This window comes from Mycobacterium paraterrae (assembly GCF_022430545.2).
Classification (GTDB): domain Bacteria; phylum Actinomycetota; class Actinomycetes; order Mycobacteriales; family Mycobacteriaceae; genus Mycobacterium; species Mycobacterium paraterrae.
Genome location: NZ_CP092488.2, coordinates 4,501,967 through 4,521,282 on the forward strand (window position 1 = coordinate 4,501,967; position 19,316 = coordinate 4,521,282).

General features: G+C 63.4%; 22 protein-coding genes and 1 pseudogene. 9 read left to right on the top strand and 14 right to left on the bottom strand.

Going from position 1 to position 19,316, the window contains the following annotated elements:
• Window positions 1-26: 26 nt before the first annotated feature.
• The gene (locus tag MKK62_RS21715; protein WP_240263771.1) at window positions 27-665 is read right to left on the bottom strand and encodes a TetR/AcrR family transcriptional regulator; all 639 of its coding nucleotides are present in this window, start codon (window positions 663-665) and stop codon (window positions 27-29) included.
• A gap of 369 nt (window positions 666-1,034) precedes the next feature.
• Here MKK62_RS21715 and MKK62_RS21720 point away from each other — a divergent pair, with 369 nt between their 5' ends.
• The gene (locus MKK62_RS21720) at window positions 1,035-1,790 is read left to right on the top strand and encodes an alpha/beta fold hydrolase (RefSeq protein WP_240263770.1); all 756 of its coding nucleotides are present in this window, start codon (window positions 1,035-1,037) and stop codon (window positions 1,788-1,790) included.
• 641 nt (window positions 1,791-2,431) lie between these two features.
• Here MKK62_RS21720 and MKK62_RS21725 read toward each other — a convergent pair.
• Entirely contained in the window at window positions 2,432-2,743 is a 312-nt protein-coding gene (locus MKK62_RS21725; RefSeq protein WP_240263769.1) for a type II toxin-antitoxin system PemK/MazF family toxin, read from the bottom strand.
• Window positions 2,733-2,966, bottom strand: a complete 234-nt coding sequence (locus tag MKK62_RS21730; RefSeq protein WP_240263768.1) for a hypothetical protein — start codon at window positions 2,964-2,966, stop codon at window positions 2,733-2,735. Before MKK62_RS21730 ends, MKK62_RS21725 begins: the two co-directional genes overlap by 11 nt.
• A gap of 76 nt (window positions 2,967-3,042) precedes the next feature.
• Here MKK62_RS21730 and MKK62_RS21735 point away from each other — a divergent pair, with 76 nt between their 5' ends.
• Window positions 3,043-3,204: a nucleotidyl cyclase domain-containing protein gene (locus tag MKK62_RS21735; RefSeq protein ID WP_240263767.1), complete on the top strand. Its 162-nt coding sequence runs from the start codon at window positions 3,043-3,045 to the stop codon at window positions 3,202-3,204.
• Between the two features lie 699 nt (window positions 3,205-3,903).
• Here the strand turns inward: MKK62_RS21735 and MKK62_RS21740 are convergent.
• Window positions 3,904-4,794, bottom strand: a pseudogene (locus MKK62_RS21740) (IS3 family transposase); the annotation flags it as partial.
• Window positions 4,794-5,099, bottom strand: a complete 306-nt coding sequence (locus tag MKK62_RS21745) for a transposase (protein WP_240261257.1) — start codon at window positions 5,097-5,099, stop codon at window positions 4,794-4,796. The gene MKK62_RS21745 and the pseudogene MKK62_RS21740, both read right to left, overlap by 1 nt.
• Window positions 5,100-5,233: 134 nt before the next feature.
• Here MKK62_RS21745 and MKK62_RS21750 point away from each other — a divergent pair, with 134 nt between their 5' ends.
• From MKK62_RS21750 to MKK62_RS21765, 4 genes are all read left to right on the top strand, one after another.
• A complete protein-coding gene (locus MKK62_RS21750) occupies window positions 5,234-5,908 on the top strand; it encodes a CDP-diacylglycerol diphosphatase (RefSeq protein ID WP_240263766.1) in 675 nt (224 codons plus the stop codon).
• 178 nt (window positions 5,909-6,086) lie between these two features.
• Window positions 6,087-6,236, top strand: coding sequence for a hypothetical protein (locus MKK62_RS21755; RefSeq protein ID WP_240263765.1), 150 nt, complete (start codon window positions 6,087-6,089; stop codon window positions 6,234-6,236).
• 42 nt (window positions 6,237-6,278) lie between these two features.
• The gene (locus tag MKK62_RS21760) at window positions 6,279-6,695 is read left to right on the top strand and encodes a PPOX class F420-dependent oxidoreductase (RefSeq protein ID WP_240263764.1); all 417 of its coding nucleotides are present in this window, start codon (window positions 6,279-6,281) and stop codon (window positions 6,693-6,695) included.
• A gap of 35 nt (window positions 6,696-6,730) precedes the next feature.
• Complete coding sequence (locus MKK62_RS21765; protein WP_240263763.1) at window positions 6,731-8,416, top strand: GMC family oxidoreductase; 1,686 nt, start codon at window positions 6,731-6,733, stop codon at window positions 8,414-8,416.
• Between the two features lie 28 nt (window positions 8,417-8,444).
• Here the strand turns inward: MKK62_RS21765 and MKK62_RS21770 are convergent, their stop codons facing one another.
• Together MKK62_RS21770 and MKK62_RS21775 are read right to left on the bottom strand one after the other, a co-directional pair.
• Window positions 8,445-9,041, bottom strand: a complete 597-nt coding sequence (locus tag MKK62_RS21770; protein WP_240263762.1) for an LGFP repeat-containing protein — start codon at window positions 9,039-9,041, stop codon at window positions 8,445-8,447.
• Between the two features lie 193 nt (window positions 9,042-9,234).
• Window positions 9,235-9,663, bottom strand: a complete 429-nt coding sequence (locus MKK62_RS21775) for a cellulose-binding domain-containing protein (protein WP_240263761.1) — start codon at window positions 9,661-9,663, stop codon at window positions 9,235-9,237.
• Window positions 9,664-9,884: 221 nt separating this feature from the next.
• On the opposite strand from MKK62_RS21775, the gene MKK62_RS21780 reads away from it, so the two are divergent.
• A complete protein-coding gene (locus tag MKK62_RS21780; protein WP_240263760.1) occupies window positions 9,885-10,334 on the top strand; it encodes a DUF1942 domain-containing protein in 450 nt (149 codons plus the stop codon).
• A gap of 66 nt (window positions 10,335-10,400) precedes the next feature.
• On the opposite strand, the gene MKK62_RS21785 is transcribed toward MKK62_RS21780, so the two are convergent.
• The 4 genes from MKK62_RS21785 to MKK62_RS21800 form a co-directional block, all read right to left on the bottom strand.
• The gene (locus MKK62_RS21785; protein ID WP_240263759.1) at window positions 10,401-10,709 is read right to left on the bottom strand and encodes a hypothetical protein; all 309 of its coding nucleotides are present in this window, start codon (window positions 10,707-10,709) and stop codon (window positions 10,401-10,403) included.
• Window positions 10,672-10,887, bottom strand: a complete 216-nt coding sequence (locus MKK62_RS21790; protein ID WP_240263758.1) for a DUF3072 domain-containing protein — start codon at window positions 10,885-10,887, stop codon at window positions 10,672-10,674. The genes MKK62_RS21785 and MKK62_RS21790 overlap by 38 nt, the downstream gene beginning before the upstream one ends.
• A 54-nt stretch (window positions 10,888-10,941) precedes the next feature.
• Complete coding sequence (locus MKK62_RS21795) at window positions 10,942-11,295, bottom strand: hypothetical protein (protein ID WP_240263757.1); 354 nt, start codon at window positions 11,293-11,295, stop codon at window positions 10,942-10,944.
• Between the two features lie 137 nt (window positions 11,296-11,432).
• On the bottom strand, window positions 11,433-11,789 hold the full coding sequence (locus tag MKK62_RS21800; protein ID WP_240263756.1) for an STAS domain-containing protein: 357 nt from the start codon (window positions 11,787-11,789) through the stop codon (window positions 11,433-11,435).
• 128 nt (window positions 11,790-11,917) lie between these two features.
• On the opposite strand from MKK62_RS21800, the gene MKK62_RS21805 reads away from it, so the two are divergent.
• Entirely contained in the window at window positions 11,918-12,553 is a 636-nt protein-coding gene (locus MKK62_RS21805) for an FKBP-type peptidyl-prolyl cis-trans isomerase (protein WP_240263755.1), read from the top strand.
• Between the two features lie 26 nt (window positions 12,554-12,579).
• Here the strand turns inward: MKK62_RS21805 and hrpA are convergent, their stop codons facing one another.
• Window positions 12,580-16,479 (bottom strand): ATP-dependent RNA helicase HrpA, encoded by a 3,900-nt coding sequence (gene hrpA / locus MKK62_RS21810; protein ID WP_240263754.1) that lies wholly within the window; start codon window positions 16,477-16,479, stop codon window positions 12,580-12,582.
• 114 nt (window positions 16,480-16,593) lie between these two features.
• On the opposite strand from hrpA, the gene MKK62_RS21815 reads away from it, so the two are divergent.
• On the top strand, window positions 16,594-17,877 hold the full coding sequence (locus tag MKK62_RS21815) for an MFS transporter (protein ID WP_240263753.1): 1,284 nt from the start codon (window positions 16,594-16,596) through the stop codon (window positions 17,875-17,877).
• Window position 17,878: 1 nt separating this feature from the next.
• On the opposite strand, the gene MKK62_RS21820 is transcribed toward MKK62_RS21815, so the two are convergent.
• Together MKK62_RS21820 and MKK62_RS21825 are read right to left on the bottom strand one after the other, a co-directional pair.
• Window positions 17,879-18,811 carry a lytic transglycosylase domain-containing protein gene (locus MKK62_RS21820; RefSeq protein WP_240263752.1) on the bottom strand — a complete coding sequence of 311 codons (933 nt, stop codon included), beginning with the start codon at window positions 18,809-18,811 and terminating at the stop codon, window positions 17,879-17,881.
• A 126-nt stretch (window positions 18,812-18,937) separates the two neighbouring features.
• Entirely contained in the window at window positions 18,938-19,312 is a 375-nt protein-coding gene (locus MKK62_RS21825) for a DUF732 domain-containing protein (protein WP_240263751.1), read from the bottom strand.
• Between the last annotated feature and the right edge of the window lie 4 nt (window positions 19,313-19,316).

The following is a 19,316-nucleotide window of genomic DNA, read 5'->3' on the forward strand; positions in this document are numbered from 1 at the left end:
GGAATAGGCGAGACGCGATAGCGACTTCAGCTCGGCGTCACCACGGTGTCGGCATTGCCCTCGTTGGTGCCGGCGATCGCGCCACGGACAAAAGTGGCAAGCGCGCGGGCGGGGAGGCTGGAGTCCAGAGCGCTGTTCGCTGCTCTCTGTAGTGCAAGCCCGTGGGACAACGCGATTTGGGCAACACCGAACTCGTAGGGGGTGAGCTCGGATTCGATGCCCAGCCGATCGAAGTGAGCTGCGATAAGTCGCCCGAGCCGTTGCCGGTAGGACTCGTAAATCGCGGCGAACTCGGCGGCCTTGACGCCGCCGCGCATCGCGTACAGCTGGAACTCGGTGCTCAACAGGCACCAGCTGCCGTCGTCACCAAGCACTTGGTAGCGCGGCTCGATCGCCGGAACGAGGTCGGTGGCATGTTCAATGCGGTCGAGTGCCCGGCTCAGGGTGTCGATTTCGGCGTCGAGGTGATGGCTGAGTAGTTCGACGAACATCTGGTCCTTCGATTCGAAGTTCGAGTAGAACGCCCCGCGTGAGAACCCCGCTTCCTCGGCGATGACGTCGATCGGTGCGGCTTCGAAGCCCACACGCGAGAAGACGCGGCCAGCGGCGTCGACGAGGCGTTGGCGGGTCAAGGCTCGTTGCTCAGCGCGCGTGAGTCGGGCCACGGCTTGCTCCTTTCGCTGGCCGGACGCGTTGCAGCTTACTAAAAACTTGACACCGGCATGACAGCGCTGCATATTGATACAAAACCGTATTTCAATAACATTGTGAATACGAGCGTGTTTACCAGCAGGGAAGGCTGGCCCGGTGAAGTTTCCAAACGGCGTTGGGAGGGCAGCGCCCCGCGCCGTCAACCAAACTGACCCCGTCACCATCCACGACGACGGCTCCGCCGCAGGTCGCGCGTGATCAACGATTGCCATCCTGCTATTCCCGGCGTCCCGGGGGCTGACGAATGGATCAACGATTCAGAGACGTTCATCAGCCGCGGTGGACATCGCATCTCCTTCCGGCGCCGCGGGCAGGGTCCCGCCGTGTTGCTGTTGCATGGGTTCCCTACCTGGTCTTATGACTACGCGGCGGTGGCAACAGATCTTGGCCGTGATCACGACGTGATCACGCTGGACTTTCTCGGATACGGCACGTCTGACAAGCCGAACCCTTACGACTATTCGGTCGCCGAGTCCGCCGACCTGGTCGAAGACTTACTCGAGCATCTGAAGGTGGACGCGGTTCGTCTGGTCGTCCACGACTACGGTGGCATCGTCGGCCAGGAACTCTTGGACCGCCGCTTAGCCGACGGTCTCGGTTTCTCGATCGAGTCGCTGGTTGTGCTGAACTGCGGCATCGTCTACAGCGCTTACCGGCCGACTCGTTTGCAGAAGCTGCTGATCCTGCCGGTCATCGGAAAATTGGTTGCCGGACGCATCACCCCGGAGCGGGTGCGCTCAGGACTCGACGCCGTGCGCGCCACCAAACTCACCGACGCCGAGTTCGACGACCTCTGGACCGGAATGTCGTATCTCGACGGCCACAAGCTCGCCCACCTACACATCAAGTACAACGCCGAACGGGCCCAACACCACCGGAGGTGGGAAAGTGCCCTAGCCAGTTGGGACGGCCCGCTGCGTCTGGTCTGGGGACTGGAGGACCCGGTGTCGGGTCGTCACGTTCTGGAGCGGGCGACCGTCTTGCTGCCAGCGGCCGAAGTGACCGAACTACCGGGCATCGGCCATTTCCCACAACACGAAGCACCAGAGGCTGTCGCCGCAGCGATTCGGGCGCGGTGATCACTGCGGAATCGGATGCGTGACAACCATATTCGCTACGTCGCTCCACGGCGTAGAAACGTCACAGTGACGTTTCTACGAACTTGAGGGCTCCGGACGTTCCGCCGGGATTCCTCGGATCTGGAGATCGTGCGCCGTCAGGTAACCGCGCGGAAGGAACTCGGCAAGGGCCGGCCACGTACGGACGAGCGCGGCAAACGTCGGCATCATTCAGGTTTCAGCCAACGACAAAGTCTTTCGGCCACTAGGGCGAGAGCGGATTGCGGATGGCTGTCTGCGTGACCGGGACCTCTTGGCGGGAATCCGCCAGACCTGACCGGACCCGCAAGTCCGAGGCCCTATCCGCCGATCCTCCTTTTGCCGATAAGCGACATTATGTCAATAGAGGTACTGCATACTGCATCAGATGAATCATCATCCGTCCCCCTTGCTTGCTGTCCGGTTTCGCTAGATCTGGCGGTCAACGCCTGGCGACATCGCGACTGTCCGGACGGACATCGACACCAGATGCTCGAGCAGCCTCCACCAAAATCCGATCCATCGTGGTGCGACGCATAACCAAGGCCACCCCGTACACCGCCGGATCAATTTCGCCGGTGATGCTCTTGCGGAGGCTTGTTGAACGGCGAGCTAGATTCGATTTACAGACCGAGAACCACGCGCAGTGCTGCATCAACCCGGCGCATTTCATCAAAACTGAGGAGTCCGACCCTCTCACCGAGTCGGCTGGGGTCGACCGCTGCGGTCTGCTCGGCCAGGACCCGAGTACTGGCGCCGCCGACCGCAACCTCGGGCCGAAAACTGGCTGGACGAGCTGACGTAGACGTCGGAGCAACCAGCCAGGTCGACAGTGGCAGTTGATCTGACTGGACTACCACTGCGTAGCGGGCTCCGTACTGTTCGTGACCACGACTCCCCCTTGGGGCACGTAACCGAAAGACCTCACCACGCACGCAACGTCTCCATGTCACGCAGCACTTGCAATGCCTCGGCACGATCAGACTCGTCGCCGGCCAGACTCTCAGCCTCGGCGCGAATCACCGCCTCAGCCTTCCGCCGCGCAGCATCGATCAGCGCCGACCGCACCGCGGCCGACACGGCGGTGCCGTCTCTCGTTAACACCTCGAGTGCGCGCAACGTGTCGTCATCCGGCCGGAAAGTGATCGTGTCCGCCATGAGACCAGTGTATGACAATTAGTAAGACAGACATCCGTCTCCAGCTACGTATCGGCGTGCAGCCGCACCCGATGGTGTGACTGCCAGCATCGGTCTCGCGCGCGTCATCGCCACGCCAACTGGCGTGGTCGACGTCGAAGATCTGCTCGAGGAACTCGTACATGGCGCCGATCAAGCGATGTATGCCGCCAAGCGGGCCGGCGGCAACCGAGTGCATAGCCATTCCGACGAGGGATGACAGCGACGGAGTCACGGCCCCATCCACTGGATTCAAGGTCTCTGCGATGGCGCGTGAGCCCCTCTGCCACGTGGTCAGAGGGCGTCATTGAGAACAGCGACATCGCCTGGCGCACAGTGTTATCGAGATAGGCATCGGGCCGGCGCCCGTTAGGCGCCCAAAGCCGTCTGAGCAATCGTGTCGCATCGGTGTCAGGTAGTTGGTTCCCTCGGTGAGATTCGAAGCTCGCCACACTCCGCCGCCCGGCGCGTTTGAGGAATATGCACGAACCTAATACGGAAACTTACCGGTATGACCGAGAGGAATATGGCGACTTACCAGTAAACGACGCTTAGGCGTTGTTGTGGCACAACGGGCGCTCTTTCGACTCAAACCGTACTCACACAATTCCTGCGGAGCCAAACCTGCGCTCCCCCAACAACTGTGACTTTTTCTGAAAATGAAGATCCGCAGCCAGGCGGTGTTTTATTGTCGCGTTGAACACGCGAACAATTCGGTTCAGCGAACGTGCCGGCGCTTTTCAGTAGGCGCCTCCTCCGCTGTCCGCGACGAGGAGGATTTCTGTGACAGATAAGGCCAGACCACATAGAAAGACGATGGAAAGGTGCTTGAGGCGTGTGGTTTTGGTCGTCGCGTGCGCAGCGGCGTTCTGCGCCGCACCCGTGGCGGCTGAGGTTCCCCCCGAAAAGTGGACAGGGGTTATGCAGCTTGCGTGGCTGCCTTGAGTGATTGTTCGTAGGCGACCGGACTGAGCATTCCAATCGCCGAATGACGCCTCTGATTATTGTAGTAGTTCATCCATTTGTCAACTGCTGCAACGAGTTCCGCCCTCGTTGCGAACACATGCCGGTAATAGTATTCGTGTTTGAACGTTGACCACAAAGACTCCGCGCCGCTGTTGTCCCAACAGATCCCGGTCGCGCCCATCGATCTGCGCAGGCCGGCCTCAGCACACGCCTGCGCCATTGCCTGTGCGGTGAATTGAACCCCGCGGTCTGAATGCATGACGGTGCCGCGGACATTGCCCTCGCGCACCGCGACCGCCTGGGCCAGCGCATCGGTGACCAGCTCGGTGCGCATGTGATCGGCCACCGACCAGCCCAGCACCCGTTTGGAATGCTCGTCACGCAGCGCACACAAGAACATGTCGCCTTCACCGCACGTCAGATAAGTGATGTCAGAACTCCACACGGCATCACATCGACCCTGATCGAAGTGGCGATTGACCAGATCAGCCGGGAACGACGCGGTGGGATCGACGATCGTGGTGCGCACCTTGAACGTGCGCGGACTGATGCCCACAAGACCGATCTCCGCCATGATCTTGGCGACCGTCTTCTCCGACACCACCTCACCGGCAGCGCGCAAATCAGCGGTGATCCGAGGCGAGCCGTAGACCCCGGCGGATTCACGATGATGGTCGATGATCTTCACAGTCAGGTCGGCCTTCCGTTGCTCTCGATCGCTTAATTCCGTTGTTGCCGAACGCTTCACATGCTTGTAGAAGCCGGAGGTAGAGACCTCCAGAAGCCGTGCCATTCGGGTGATCGCGGTGGTCGCGCACTCTGCGGCCATCAGCTCAAACCGGTCTACCTCGGTTGACTGGCGGCAAAGTACGCGGAAGCTTTTTTCAGGAACGCGATGTCTTTCTCCTGCTCGGCGACCTGCTTGCGCAAACGCGCGAGTTCGGTGCGCTCGGCCACGGTCAACGGCGCCTCGTTACGGGCGGCAGCCGCCTCGACACGGCGACGTTCGTCGGCGACCCACCGTCCGAGCAGGCCCTCGTTCAGGCCAAGCTCGCGAGCAACCTCGGCGATGGTACGCCCGGAATCGATCACCCGATGAGCGGCTTCAACCTTGTACTCGGTCGAGAAAGACCGACGGGTTCGGGACATGATGACATCCTTCCAGCGGGACCGTTAATCCCGCTATCTCGATGTCCGCCCTCCGGGGGGAGCCTCAGGCGGCGGCTCCCAGCGGTACGCCGGCCCCGACGTTTCCCAAATGCGGGCACGACGACGATCACGACGTGATTTGGGATGGCGTCAAAGCCGCCTCACCGTCGGATTTCAAAGGAAACGTCGATGTGGTCTTTCCCACCGGTGAGCCATCTCGTGGATACGCACTGCACAACGGAAAACCTGTTGGAACCGCGAACCCATACGACTTTCTTCTGGTCCCAACAATTCGCGAGACGGGGATTGAGTGCTCAAACCTGGTGAACGACAACCCGCCCGAGTACTTCAACGACGCCTACAACTATGTGGCGAGTGCGCCGAAAGGCCTTCCTAAAGGCACCGACTGGGCGCTCGGAATCGAGTCCGGAGACCCGGGGGCCCGAAGCTTCAATCAGCTTCATATCCATGTGAGCAGGCTTCGGACAGACACCCGGAATAGTTTGAACAAAGTCGCTAAGTCATGTGGGGCCAACGAAAGTCAGTGGCTCCAGTCGAAGATCGTCGTCAACACCGAACGCGGCGACAGAACATTTCGCTGCTGGAATGCAGGCGTCATGACGCACAATTTTTTCGGCAAACTCAACGACAACATCGTCAAACCGTTGAAGGTCTCGATGTCCAACGAATCGCTACTCATCACCGCCAACCCGGCCGGTGGATTCTTCGTCTTGAGCAGTGACCACGTCGGTCCGGATCTCAACAAACACGGCGTCAACAACATCGAAGGCCTTCTGAACAAAGGCTGAGCCCGAATCGGATGCGGGACAGTCGAGTTGGCGCACCGGCACGGACTTCTCTGAGTTGACGAGCGCGCCCGTTCGGACTCGCACATTCTGCCCGGTTCGGCGCAGTCACGACTGGGCACACTCCCCCCGACATACACTCCGACGGGACAATCTCGGCGGAAACATGGGAGGACTACACATGACGATGCCGAGCGACGCCGCGGATCCGAGGGAAGACGCAGGAGCGAACGAAGGTCCACGCGATCACCAGGACGTCGACACCGAGCACGACGCCTACGTCGACGACGACAATGTTCCCCATCCCGGCGATGCGAACGAGACCCTCTGACCCAGCCCACATGTCCCTCAACCAAATAAGGAGACCACCACGATGCCATCGCAAGGGTTGACCGACGCGGAACGTGAGATGTTGGCCAAGCCCAACCCGTCCGTCATCAGCACGATCCGTAGCGACGGACAGCCCGTCTCCGCGGCGACCTGGTACCTGCTGCGAGATGACCGCATCTTGGTGAACATGGACGCCGGCCGAAAGCGGTTGCAGCACATTCGCAAAGATCCAAGGGTGTCACTCACCGTGCTTGACGAAGCAGACTGGTACAGCCACATCACTCTTATTGGCCGGGTGGTGGAAATCTATGACGACGAAGGCATGGCCGACATCGATGCGGTAGCTCAGCACTACCGGGGAGAGCCTTACCCGCGGCGTGATCGGGCGCGTGTCAGTGCCCTCATCGAGATCGATCGCGTGCATGGCTGGGGTGAGTTCAAGAACAACGATCAGGCGTGAGACAACGAAGGTCGTAGAAATGGTTCGATACCGGGATGAGCCCGGTCGCCGAATTCGACTTCGTCATTGTGGGAGCAGGTAGCGCCGGCTGCCTGCTCGCCAACCGGCTCAGCGCCGACCCCGGCCGCCGTGTGCTCTTGATCGAGGCGGGCGGCAAAGATAACTGGTTCTGGATCAAGGTGCCGGTTGGTTATCTCTACACCATCGCGAATCCCCGCACAGACTGGTGCTTTACGACCGAGCCCGACCCCGGCCTGGCCGGTCGCAGCATTCATTACGCGCGAGGCCGGGTGATCGGCGGCTCTTCATCGATCAACGCGATGATCCATATGCGCGGCCAGGCCAGCGACTACGACCTGTGGGCGCAGGCCACCGGTGACGAGCGTTGGCGGTGGGGCGGCCCAGGCTGTCCGGGCGAGACGCTGGCGATCTATAAGGAGTTAGAGGACTACTTCGCCGGCGCCGACGATATGCACGGCGCCGGTGGTGAAATTCGGGTGGAGCGGCCCAGGGTGCGCTGGAAGATCTTGGACGCCTGGCAGGCTGCCGCTGCACAAGTCGGCATCGAACCGATAGAGGAGTTCAATCGCGGCTACAACGCCGGCAGTGCTTACTTTCACGTGAACCAGCGCCGCGGTCGGCGCTGGTCGATGGCTGACGCTTTCCTTCATCCCGTTGCCCACCGCCCGAATCTCACCGTCTACACACATGCGCAGGCATTGCGGCTGTTGATGGACGGCGATGTACGTGAGCATCAACGTCGGGGCGCCTGGACCACCGCGCAGCAACGCGTCAACGGCGTGCGCCTGCTCAAGGACGGCCACATCATCGACGTCCGAGCCCGACGGGAGGTGATCCTCAGCGCAGGGGCTATTGGCTCGCCGCACCTGATGCAGGTTTCGGGCCTAGGCCCGGCCGGCCTGCTTGCCGAGCATGGCGTGCCGTTGGTCGTCGACCTGCCGGGAGTGGGCGCAAACCTCCAAGACCACCTTCAGCTTCGTACGGTCTACCGGGTTCGGGGTGCTCCGACCGTCAACACGCTGTACCGCAATTGGATTACCCGTGCGGGCATGGGGCTTCAGTATCTGCTCCTGAGGTCCGGACCCATGACCATGCCGCCTTCCACCCTTGGCGCTTTCATGAAGAGCGACCCCGCACTGGCCAGTCCGGATTTGGAATGGCACGTGCAGCCTTTGTCGTTGCCAAAATTCGGAGAGCCCCTGCATCCGTTTGGAGCGATCACTCCCTCGGTCTGCAATCTGCGGCCCACCTCGCGGGGACATGTGCGCATCGCCAGTGGGGATCCTCTGACTGATCCGAAGATCCTCTGCAACTACCTGTCCACCGACGAGGATCGCCACATCGCTGTGAAGGGCCTTCGCATGACCCGACGGATCATGGCGGCGTCGGCTCTGGCCCGCTATGACCCGCAAGAGTTGCTGCCCGGCCCGCAGCTGGTGAGTGACGATCAGCTGCAGAAGGCGGCCGGTGAGCTCGGCACGACAATCTTCCACCCCGTCGGCACCTGCGCGATGGGCGCTTTCGACGCTCGGGGTCGGCCGCAGTCTGCCGCCGCCGTGCTCGACACCGATTGCCGCGCCTATGGCGTCGCCGGCCTACGAGTGGTCGACGCATCAGCTATGCCCTTCATCATTTCGGGCAACACCAACGCGCCGGTCATGCTCATCGCCGAGCGGGCAGCGCGGGCGATCGTCGGATAAGCCGCTCCCCTACAAAGTTTCCTTCGCCCTACAGCCAGGTGGGGACGACCTTGCCGTTCACCGTCACCTCGACCTGGTCGGTCCTCTCGCGGTACCTGATCTTGCCGTGCTCGAAATTCGACACCAGCAAATCGCCGACGGCGTTCACGTCGCTGGTCGGGAAACCGAGCGGACCTGCCGAGCCGTTTTCACCGGTGACCGTGGGCACGCCGTCTGGGCCGCGCGGAACGTTCCAGGCGTCTCGGATCTTGCCCGAGGTGATGTAGGCAGGCGTTCCGGCCGCATCATTCTTGGCGGTGATTACGCCGCCTTCGAATTGCTGGAAAACCAGGCCACTATCGCGTGTGCCGGCGTTGCGGTCCCCCGTTAGCGGCTTGCCGAGATCCTTCTTCTGGCTCGCGGTTGCCGACGAGTACTTGGCGGCGATCGGCCCGGTCAGCGTCACCTCGACGTCGGCCTGTCCGACGAGTTTTACCACGGTCGGCGCCGGGGTTGCTGACGAGGACGCACCGGCTTTCTGATCCGATGCCGCCGAGTCGACGCTCCCGCCCTTGCCGCAGCCCGCGACGACCAGAACGAAGACGGCCAACCCGACTCCCGTATTGCGTATACCGCTCGTTCCCATCGGCTTTCTCTCGCTCCTTCCGCGATGTCGATCACGTTGCGGCCGACCCCGCGGTCCAACATACGACGCGGAGCGAGACCGACCGTAAGCTCGCCCGCCGCTATCACGCGAGCGGCGGGTTGCTGCGACGAGGTACGTCCCGTCAACGTGCATGTCCGGCAACCGTTTCGGCGGTTACCGGCGAGCCGCTCCGCTACGTGCAGGGATATTGCCCATTGAGCAGACAATTCGACGGCGGTACATAGGAACCGGTCAACACGCCTCTGAAGCCGCCTGTCGCGGAACCCCCCGGTGCAATGATGCGATTCCAATTCGCTGGCCTGAGAACGTAATGGGTTCCGGACTGGGCAACGGTGCTATTCCACGTGTGGGAGATTGATTCGCCAATCGGCATGTCGAATTCGAGCCGCCAATCGCTGAGCGGTACGGCGCTCGAGTTCGAAATCGCGAAACGGGCAATGAACCCGGTCTGCCACGTTGAGTTCACCGACAACGACGCCGTGGCCGCGGCGGCGTGAGTTACTGGCGCGATGGCCAGGCCGAGACTGGAGGCCATTACCGCGGACACCGTCAGGCGGAGCGCTGCGCGCCAGCGTTCGACGACAGTGCCTGCTTCAGCCATAACAACTCACACTAAAAGCGAATTGGCAGATATTGGCTCAGGCACGCCGGACCGTCGAGTTCTCACAGTTCCGACCCGCCGTCCGGCTACTGGTCAAATAGGCACTTGTCGAATAAAGAGCCGCCGTTTTCACAGGTTTAAGATTGCCGGCTTTGGACACCCGTCATCCGACAGAAGGCGCGGACTTCTGCATTTCACAAGTATCGCGGAGGGAGTTTGACGTGGCGTTCTCAACGATGAAAACGACAGCAGCCGTTGCTGCAATGACAGCGGCCGGAATCCTGGTGGCAACACCGGCCTACGCCGACCCAACGGCCGTCACATTCGGGCAAGGCCAAGAAATACCCACAATCGGCGGCTCGATCAATTACACGGTAAGCGACCTGCAGCCCAGCGGTCACAACGACGGCATCTGGTATTCCGACGTCACGGCACGAGGTGTGAGCGGCAACCCCACCCCCAACATCGCTGACTTCAATGCCCGGGCAGCCAATAGTTCCACCTACGCGACCATGAAGGGCAACGAGACCGACGGCCTGCCCAACGCCCCGATTGCGCCGGGCGCCCAAACCAGTGGCCGTATCTACTTCGACGTACGCAACGGTACGGCGCCCGACAGCGTCGTGTACCGCGACGCAGGCGGAAACGACAAGGTGGTGTGGAAGGGGTAACGGGTTCGCTCCGACCCGCAGGCGCTGTGATGCGAGAAATCTCAACGGCTGCGGGCTGTTGCGTGCTCAGCCGGGTCTGGCAACGTCGGCCTCCCAACGGGTTCGGCGTTGGCGTTCGGTCTGCTCCCACCACGGCGGTTGGCCGCGTTCCCCGAGTGCGACCTTCGCGGCATCGACGCCCGCCCGAGCTATCGACTCCGCCGGTGTTCCCTTGACGCGGCGCACTTCTCGGCGCCACGCCATCAACACCTGCACGAGTTCGGTGCGCCGCGCCGCGGGAATCAACGGATCGGTGGCGCGCCACTTGCGTCCGTCGATGACGACGTAGTGGCCCTCGTCAGTTGCCACCGCGCCCGGTGCTCTGTTGGAGCTCATCAATGAGGTTCGACGCTTCGGCCTTGGTTAGGTTGTCGGGCACCTCGCGCCCGGCTTCCTGGCTGAGAGTGTGCAGATAGCTTCGCTGCGGTCCTGTCATGGGCTCGTCCCCCGTCACCCAATCGGCGGGATCTTTCTCCGCCGTCTCGTTGGGCGCCTGCTGTGTCTCGTCGCTCATCGCGATCACCTCCGGGGACGGAATAACCGTCGCACAGACGTTCGAAACCTCCGGCTATGCAGGTTCCGTTGCAGCTTCGCTCTCGCCTCGGCCCGGGTCCCTGCGCATCGATGTAATGACGTCAATGGCTCTGCGGTAGGCGTCGTAGCGTTGCCGGAGTTCATCATTCAGACTCGCAACATCGACGTGGCCGAAATCGACCAGCAGCACGGTCTCGTCGACGCCGAGCCGATGGGCGATCCGACGCAGCTCGGCGTAGGTAGGAAAGTCCGGCTTGTCTTTTCGTCTGCTGTAGGTACTCAGCGTCAAGCCGAGGGCGGCGGCCAGTTCGCTGTCACGAACCCGTCTGCTCAGAAGTCGGCTAACACTTTGGCGAGCGGTTCGGCCATCGCGGTCGATCAACGGCATGTAGGAACCCTAGCGCCGACTTCCGCGCATTCACATAGCCATTCGAAGGAATTTCTGTGCACCGAGGCGTGGCCTTCATTCCGCGCCCGCCGGTAGATACGAAGGTCCTTGTTGCGGAGCCGAATTCGTCGCGTCACTCAGTCCTGTTGCCCGCGCAAAGCGTCGCCCACCGTCGAATAAAGTTCGAGGATCCGGTCGAGACCGATGATGCGCATCGGCCGGCTGGTTGCGGTGCCGGCGGCGGCGACCCGCATTGTGGTGGGTGTGGGTGCCGTCAAGCGTTGCGTTTCGAGCAGAAGGTTCATGCCGGCCGAGGACATGAACTCTACGGCCGTGAGATCGACGACCAGCACTGGCGGCTGGGCCGTCAACACCACGTCGAGATGCGTGGCTAGCGACGGGGCAGTGACCTCGTCGACGGCGCCGGTCACCGACAGCACCACCGCGTCACCCTCGCTTCGGCGAACCACCGCGAAGCCGTCGCGTCCGTTCATTGAGACACCCACAACCGCGTGAACACCTTTCTGTACGCACCGCACCGTACACGTCCGCAATAGCCGGACCATCGAAATCGCACGCCAGTGGCAGGGTCACCACGGATGCGGATGTAACGTGGCCGATCGTGAATCTCAAGCGCGCGTATCTTTCGGCCGGTCTCGCCGCCTGCGCTACGTCGGCGGTGCTGTCACTCTCAGCTTGCAGCTCCCACAAACCGGCTTCGTCGCCGAGCACGTCCACCGGACCGGCCAGCGCGCCCGCGATGACAGCGGCCGAGTCACCCTCCGCCACCCCCGACAGCGGGTGCCCGACCCAGGCGCCCGCTGAGGGCACAGCGCCGGAGTGGACCGTCAGCGGAGCGACCGGAAGCGCCGCAATCACGGGCTCGACCGACAAGGCGGCACCGCTGATCAACGTGACGCAACCGTTCAGCGTGACGGAGACCCAGGTCCACACCCTGCACCCCGGCGACGGGGCGGTGGTGGCGCCGACTGCCACCGTGACGGTCTGTTACATGGGCGTCGACGGGCGCGACGGCAAGATCTTCGACAGCGCCTACGAGCGCGGTACTCCGGCACAGTTCTCGCTCGACGGAGTTGTGCCCGGCTTTCAGAAGGCGATCGCCGGGCAGAAGGTCGGCTCGACTGTCGCCGTCGCGATGAGTCCTGCGGACGGCTATCCCGAGGGCCAGCCGCAGGCGGGCATCCAGAAGGGCGACAGCCTGATCTTCGCGATCAAGATTCTGACCGCCGGAAGCTGACGGGCTAAAACGCGCAGCTGCCCGCGTCACACTGCCTGCGCCGCGGCGTCGATTGCTCGGTAGATTCGCTGCTCGCTGACCGGTCTCGGTGTGCCGAGCTGTTGGGCCCACAGGCTCACCCGCAACTCTTCAATCTGCCATCCAATGTCGGTGACATCCGTCGCTGTTCTGCGCGGCGTCGGCAGGGCGTCGACCAGTTCGCCGTAGGCGTGTTGCACCGCGTGCACCCGCGCCATCCGCTCGCGGTCAGCGTTGCCCGCCCGCGGCAACTGATCCAGCCGCCGCCGCGCCGCGGTCAAATAACGGGCGAGGTCTTCGAGACGGCTTGCCCCGGTGAGGGTCACGAACCGTGGCGGGATCAGCCGCTGCAATTGAGCACGAATATCGGCGATCGCGTCGAGCTGCGCCGACTGAGGTCGCGCGGGCAGCGCCGATTCGACGTCGTGCGCCGCGGCCAGTGCCTTCCTAGCACGCGCCACAACGGTATTCGTGACTGACACCAGTTCCGTGGCGACACGGTGACGCAGTGCATCGAAGTCCTCTCGCGTCCACACCGGTTGGGTGACAAGCACGTCGACCGCGGCATCGGCACAGTCTTCCAGCAGCGCGGACAGCGAGCCATCCGGATTGATGCCCAGAGTCAGTCGAGTTCGTGGGTCGAGTTGTCGCTCAATGGTTTTCACCGGGGACGGCACAGTGAGCCTGATCAGCCGACGAATGCCGGGCCGCATCGCGCCAGCCTGCTCGCCGGACGTCGCGAACACCCGTAGATTGACGGCGTCACCCGCGTCAACGAAAGAGGGAAAGCCTCGGACCGTCCGTCCCTCGACAGTGCTCTCGACCGTGCGGGGCAATTCATCGACATCCTCGGGCCAGCGTCGTACGCCGGTGCGTTCCAGGTTGCTGGCGACGACCTCGGCGACCGCGCGCCGGGCAGGAGCCGCCAGTCGCTGCTGAAGCGCGCCAAGATCCTTTCCGCGTGCGACTTCCGCGCCGTCAGACGACTCGACGGCGAACGTGACCCGCAGGTGCGCCGGCAGCTTCTCCAGATCGAACGCCTCAATTGGCACCAAAACACCCGTGCGACGGCGCAATTCCCGTTGCAGAGCCGGAAGCAGCGGTCCCCCCTCGGCCGCGATCCCGGCCAGTACTGCCCGGGCGGTATCGGGAGCCGGAACGAAGTTGCGCCGCAAGTCCTTCGGTAGCGACTTGATCAGGGCGGTGACTAGCTCTTCACGCAAAGCCGGCACCTGCCAAGCGAACTCATCCCCGCCCAGACGTGCCAGCACATCGATCGGAACATGGACGGTGACGCCGTCGTCTGCGGCTCCCGGCTCGAACCGGTAGGTAAGCGGCAATCTGACGTCGCCGCTCTGCCACGTATCCGGTCGCTCGGCGTCGCCGGTGTCCTCGGCGCGCAGCAAGTCGTTGCGGGTGAAGGTCAGCAGCGCCGGTGTGGCGTGGCGTTGTTTTCGCCACCAGCCGTCGAAATGCCGCGCGGAGACGATCTCGGCGGGAATGCGGCTGTCGTAAAGGGCGAAGACCTCGTCGTCGCTGACGAGCAGATCCCGCCGGCGGGCCCGCTCCTCGAGTTCCTCGAGTTCGGCTCGGAGCGCGGCGTTGTCGCGAAAGAAGTGATGACGCGTCTGCCAGTCGCCCTCGACAAGGGCATGTCTGATGAACATCTCGCGTGCCAACGCCGGTTCGATCCGGCCGTACCCGACGCGGCGACGCGCGACCAGTGGCAAACCGTACAACGTCACTCGCTCGTAGGCCATCACCTCGCCCCGCTTGGCATCCCAGTGTGGTTCGCTGTAGGTGCGCTGCACCAGGTCACCCGCGACACGCTCGACAACCTCGGGCTGGATGCGCGCCGCCGTCCGCCCGAACAGGCGACTCGTCTCGACGAGTTCAGCGACCACCACCCACCGAGGCGGCCGCTTGCTCAGCGCTGACCCCGGCGCGAGGACGAACCGCGAATTACGCGCGCCCAGGTACTCACTCGCGTCCTCTCGGCGCATGCCTATGTGCGACAGCAATCCGGCCAGCAACGCCGCATGCACGCGGGCGGCGTCAGCCGGCTCGTCCGATTCGACGATCCCGATGTCGCGGGCGATGCTGCGGAGCTGGCCGACCAGATCCTGCCATTCGCGAATACGCAGGTAGTGCAGGAATTCGTTGCGGCACATCCGCCGAAACGCACTGCCGGACAGATTGTTTCGCTGCTCACGCAGGTAGCGCCAGAGGTTGAGGTAGGACATGAAGTCGGACTGTTCGTCAATGAACCGGGCATGGCGTTGGCGCGCCGCCTCTTCGCGCTCGGCGGGCCGTTCCCGCGGATCAGGAATCGTCAGCGCGGCCGCAATCACCAGCATCTCGCGCACGCAGGCTTCAGCCTCGGCGGCCACGATCATCCGTGCCAGCCTGGGGTCGACCGGTAACCGCGCCACTCGACGTCCAAGATCGGTGATGTCGCCGGCGCTGTCGAACGCGCCGAGTTCCTGCAGAAGTTGCACACCATCGCGAACACTGCGTCGGTCCGGTGGATCCAGGAACGGGAACTTCTCCACATCGCCCAGTTCCAGCGCTGCCATCTGCAGAAGCACCGCCGCCAGGTTCGTTCGAAGGATCTCGGGATCGGTGTAGCGCGGCCGGGTTTCGTAGTCTGCTTCGGAGTACAACCGAATGCACACTCCCGGCGCGACCCGGCCACAGCGGCCGGCGCGTTGATCGGCCGAGGCCTGCGAGATCGGTTCGATCGGCAGCCGCTGCACCTTCAATCGACGGCTGTAGCGCGAGACGCGGGCGCTTCCCGGATCGACGACGTATCGAATTCCCGGCACGGTCAGGGATGTCTCGGCGACATTTGTCGCCAGTACCACGCGGCGTCCGGTGTGTGGCGCGAACACCTTCTGCTGTTCGGCGGTGGGTAGCCGCGCATACAGCGGAAGCACTTCCGTGTGCCTCAGGCCACTCAACGCTTCAGCGGTGTCCCGGATCTCGCGCTCCCCGGACAGGAACACCAACACGTCGCCCGGCGGTTCCCACTCGAGCTCGTGAATAGCGTCGACGATCGCCTCGACTTCGTCACGGGTCTCGGTCCGGACCACCTCGTCGTCGGGATCGTCTGGATCATCATGTGCGGCAATCGAAACCGGGACTTCTAGCGGTCGATAGCGTATTTCGACGGGGTAGGTCCGACCGGACACTTCGACGACCGGCGCTCCACCGAAATGGGCGGCGAACCGCGCAGGCTCGATGGTCGCCGACGTGACGATGACTTTGAGGTCCGGACGGCGCGGCAAAAGCTCGTGCAGATAGCCAAGCAGGAAATCGACATTGAGGCTGCGCTCGTGCGCTTCGTCGATGATCAGGGTGTCGTAGCGCAACAGCCGACGGTCGCGCTGTATCTCGGCGAGCAGAATGCCGTCGGTCATCAGCTTGATCAAAGTGCGATCACCGGCGCGATCGTTGAATCGAACTGTGTAACCGACGGTTTCACCGAGCGGGCTACCCAGCTCGTCGGCGATACGTTGCGCCACCGTACGCGCGGCGAGTCGGCGCGGCTGGGTGTGCCCGATCATCCCGCGCACGCCACGACCGATGTCCAGACAGATCTTCGGCAACTGTGTGGTCTTTCCCGAGCCGGTCTCGCCGGCAATCACGACCACTTGATTCGCCTGGATGACGTCAGCTATTTCCTGACGCCGGGCGCTGATGGGAAGGTCGGGAAACGAGATTGCCGGGACGGCGGCCTGCCGGGCAACGAGCACTGCTCGGGCCGCGGCGATCTGATCGGCGAGTTGTCCTAGTTTTTTCGCGTCGGCGCCGCGCAGGTGCTTGAGCCGTCTGCCGAAGCGTGCCGCGTCACGAAGCGTCAGCCCGTCCAGTTGCTCGCGCAGATCCGCCGCGGACGTGTCGATCATTCCGGCCAGGGTAGTTGGTTGTGGGCGCCGGTCACCGTGGACGATTCGCAGCTGTTGGGATCACCACGATTGTGATGCTTCTGCAGTCGTCGAGCGTCTGCATACCGTCGCGCCGTGACTTCTACGGTCGGTACCGCCCCGACTCAGACCCCCAACACTGCGCCCGCCACGGTCAAGCAAGCGGTCTTCGTCGCCGTGACCGCGGGTTTGGGCTACGGCTTCGACTCCTACGCCGTCAACATCTACGGACTGGTTCTGCCCGAGATCAAACGGACGCTGCACATCACCGATGCCCAGGCCGGGTATATCGGTTCGATCTTTTTGCTCGGATACACAATCGGGACGATCGGATTCGGCCTCGCGGCCGACCGATGGGGCCGCAAGGCCACGTTGGGCGCGTCGATCCTGCTGTACGGCGTGACAACTGCTTTGGCCGGGCTGACCACCAATATCGCCGCGTTCACCGGTTTGCGTTTCTTGACCGGTGTCGGCGGGGCCGGTGAGCTCGCCGTCGGGGCGCCGTACACCGCCGAGGTATGGCCTGCCAAGACCCGTGCGATCGGTGTTGGCGGCGTGATTTTCTCGCTGTTCTCCCTGGGCTATGTGCTGGCCGCGGGCGTCGCGCTGGCGCTTGTGCCGCGGTTCGGCTGGCAATCGGCCTTCATCGTGGCAATTGTCCCCGCGGTCTTGCTGTTCTTGGTGCGACAAGGCATCACCGAGTCACACCGATACGTCGACGTCCGTGCGCGCGCCACCAGCAAACCGCGGCTATGGCACTTGCCAGGTGTGCGGCGGCGGCTGGTCGCCGGGTGGCTGATCTACACCGCCAACGCTGTCGGCTATTGGGGCATGACGCTGTTTTTGACCACCTACATCGTGAAACGCTTTCATGCGACGCCGATTCAGGCGATTCGCTATGCGCTGGTGTTCTTCGTGCTGCAGGCCGTCTTCGCTTACGTCGGGACCGCACTCGCCGACTGGATAGGCCGCCGGCCTTCGGCAATCCTGGCGGCCGTCATCGAGGTGACCGCCACCATCTTCGCCGCCACGTCCGACTCGCTGGTTCACTACCAGGTCTTCGGTGCGGTCGCGATCGCCACTCTCGGCTGGCTGTGGGGCGTCGGAGACACCTATATTTCGGAGCTGTTCCCAACCGTGTTGCGCGGAACCGGTTTTGGAATCGCCGTCGGTGGCGGACGGGTGGTGTCCATCGCCGCGCCGACGATCATCGGCTGGGGCATCACCCGGTACGGACTGCAGACGCCCTACCTGGCGCTGGCCGGGTTGTGGGTACTGACGGTCATCGGTTATCTGCTCGGGCCGGAAACAAAGGGCCGCGAGTTGGAAGAGCTCACTGACGAGGCCCTGACCGAAGATCTCGTCAACGCAAACGCTTGAATCACTGCGGATGGGTTGCGAGGTAGCCGGCGACCGGAATCGGTGACGCCGCAGCGTAACCGATGGGCAGTAGCACATCACCGCTCGTCGTTCGGCAATAGACGTCCCAGCGGTAGTACCCGGCAAATGCCGCGGGATCACCACCGATCAGCGCCGCGTATTGGTTGACCGCACGCACGTAATCGCTCGAGTGGTTGTACCGGTAGATCGCGTGATCGTGGTCGCTGGCGAAGTTGTTGGCCGCCAGATAGCGGCCCGCCGCGAGGATGCTGTCGTGCGGCGAATGGATATCGCCGCCCTGGCCGTAGGCAGCGAACGTAGCGGGCAGAAACTGCATGGGTCCCTGCGCGTCGGCGGTGCTGACGCCGTCGATACTGCCCAGCCGCGTCTCGACCAGGTTGATCGCGGCCAGAAAATTCCACGCGACCCCCGTTTCCGACTCCGCCTGGTGATAGAAGCCGAGAAGTTGATCCGCCGGAGCCGGCGGCACGATGTGCCACGCCGGCAGCGTGGTACGTGCCGGGGTGATGGCGTTGAGCGCCCGGCGGGCGTCGACGTTGCGGTCGTAGGTGTCGAGTAATCCACTGGGAATGCGCGGCCTCACCGCAGGATCCCAATCAGGGTGTAGTCCGATGGCGCGGTACGCGGCCTGCTGGCGGTGTGCCGCAGCGACCAGTCCCGACTCCCCCGTCGACGGGTCGCGCAGGGCGTGCTCGTCGGCGACCAGATCGTCGGCTAGCTGCGCGGGACTAGACGCCAGGCGCGGCTGTGCGCCCTCGGGCGTCTTCGGGTTGGCCGCAACCGTCATCGTGGTCGGCGGATTCGGATCTGCGGCGGCGCGCGGCGCAGTGGGTCCCGGCGGGTGTGAGCAACCTGCGAGCACGAGCACGCTCGCGGTCAGCACCGACAATGCGAGCGGATTGTTACGGGTCATCGTCTACTTTCCTTTGCGCTTGCCGACCGATTATCGCCGCCCGCTCAGCTGAGCACCGGAAAATCGATCGGCTCCGACGGCGCCGGCACGGTGGCCCCGTGGGCTCAGGCAAGTACCGTCATAGGCTCACAACGCTGCGGGAAGTGGCGGCAGCGGAAAGTCGATGGGCGGGGACCACTGCGGCGGCGGGTTCGGTGCTCCACCGATGTGTGCCGGGCAGTAGACGGCCTCTGCGACCTTGGCGAATTTCGTCGCCGAGTCGTTGCTGAACCCGGCATTCTGCTCCGTCATTGCGGTGATGACATCGCCTTCCCTGGCGCCCTGGTCCATCAACGTGCACACCTGATGTCCGATCGCCTCGGCGTCCGGCGCGCTGTGGTATGTGATCCCGGCATTGGTGAGCCCACGCAGGAAGCGCGCGTCGGGGTCAGGGTCGGCGTGCGCCGGCGCGGCAACTGCGAAGAACACCGCCGAGTACACGACCGCAAGCCCAATACGCATGACT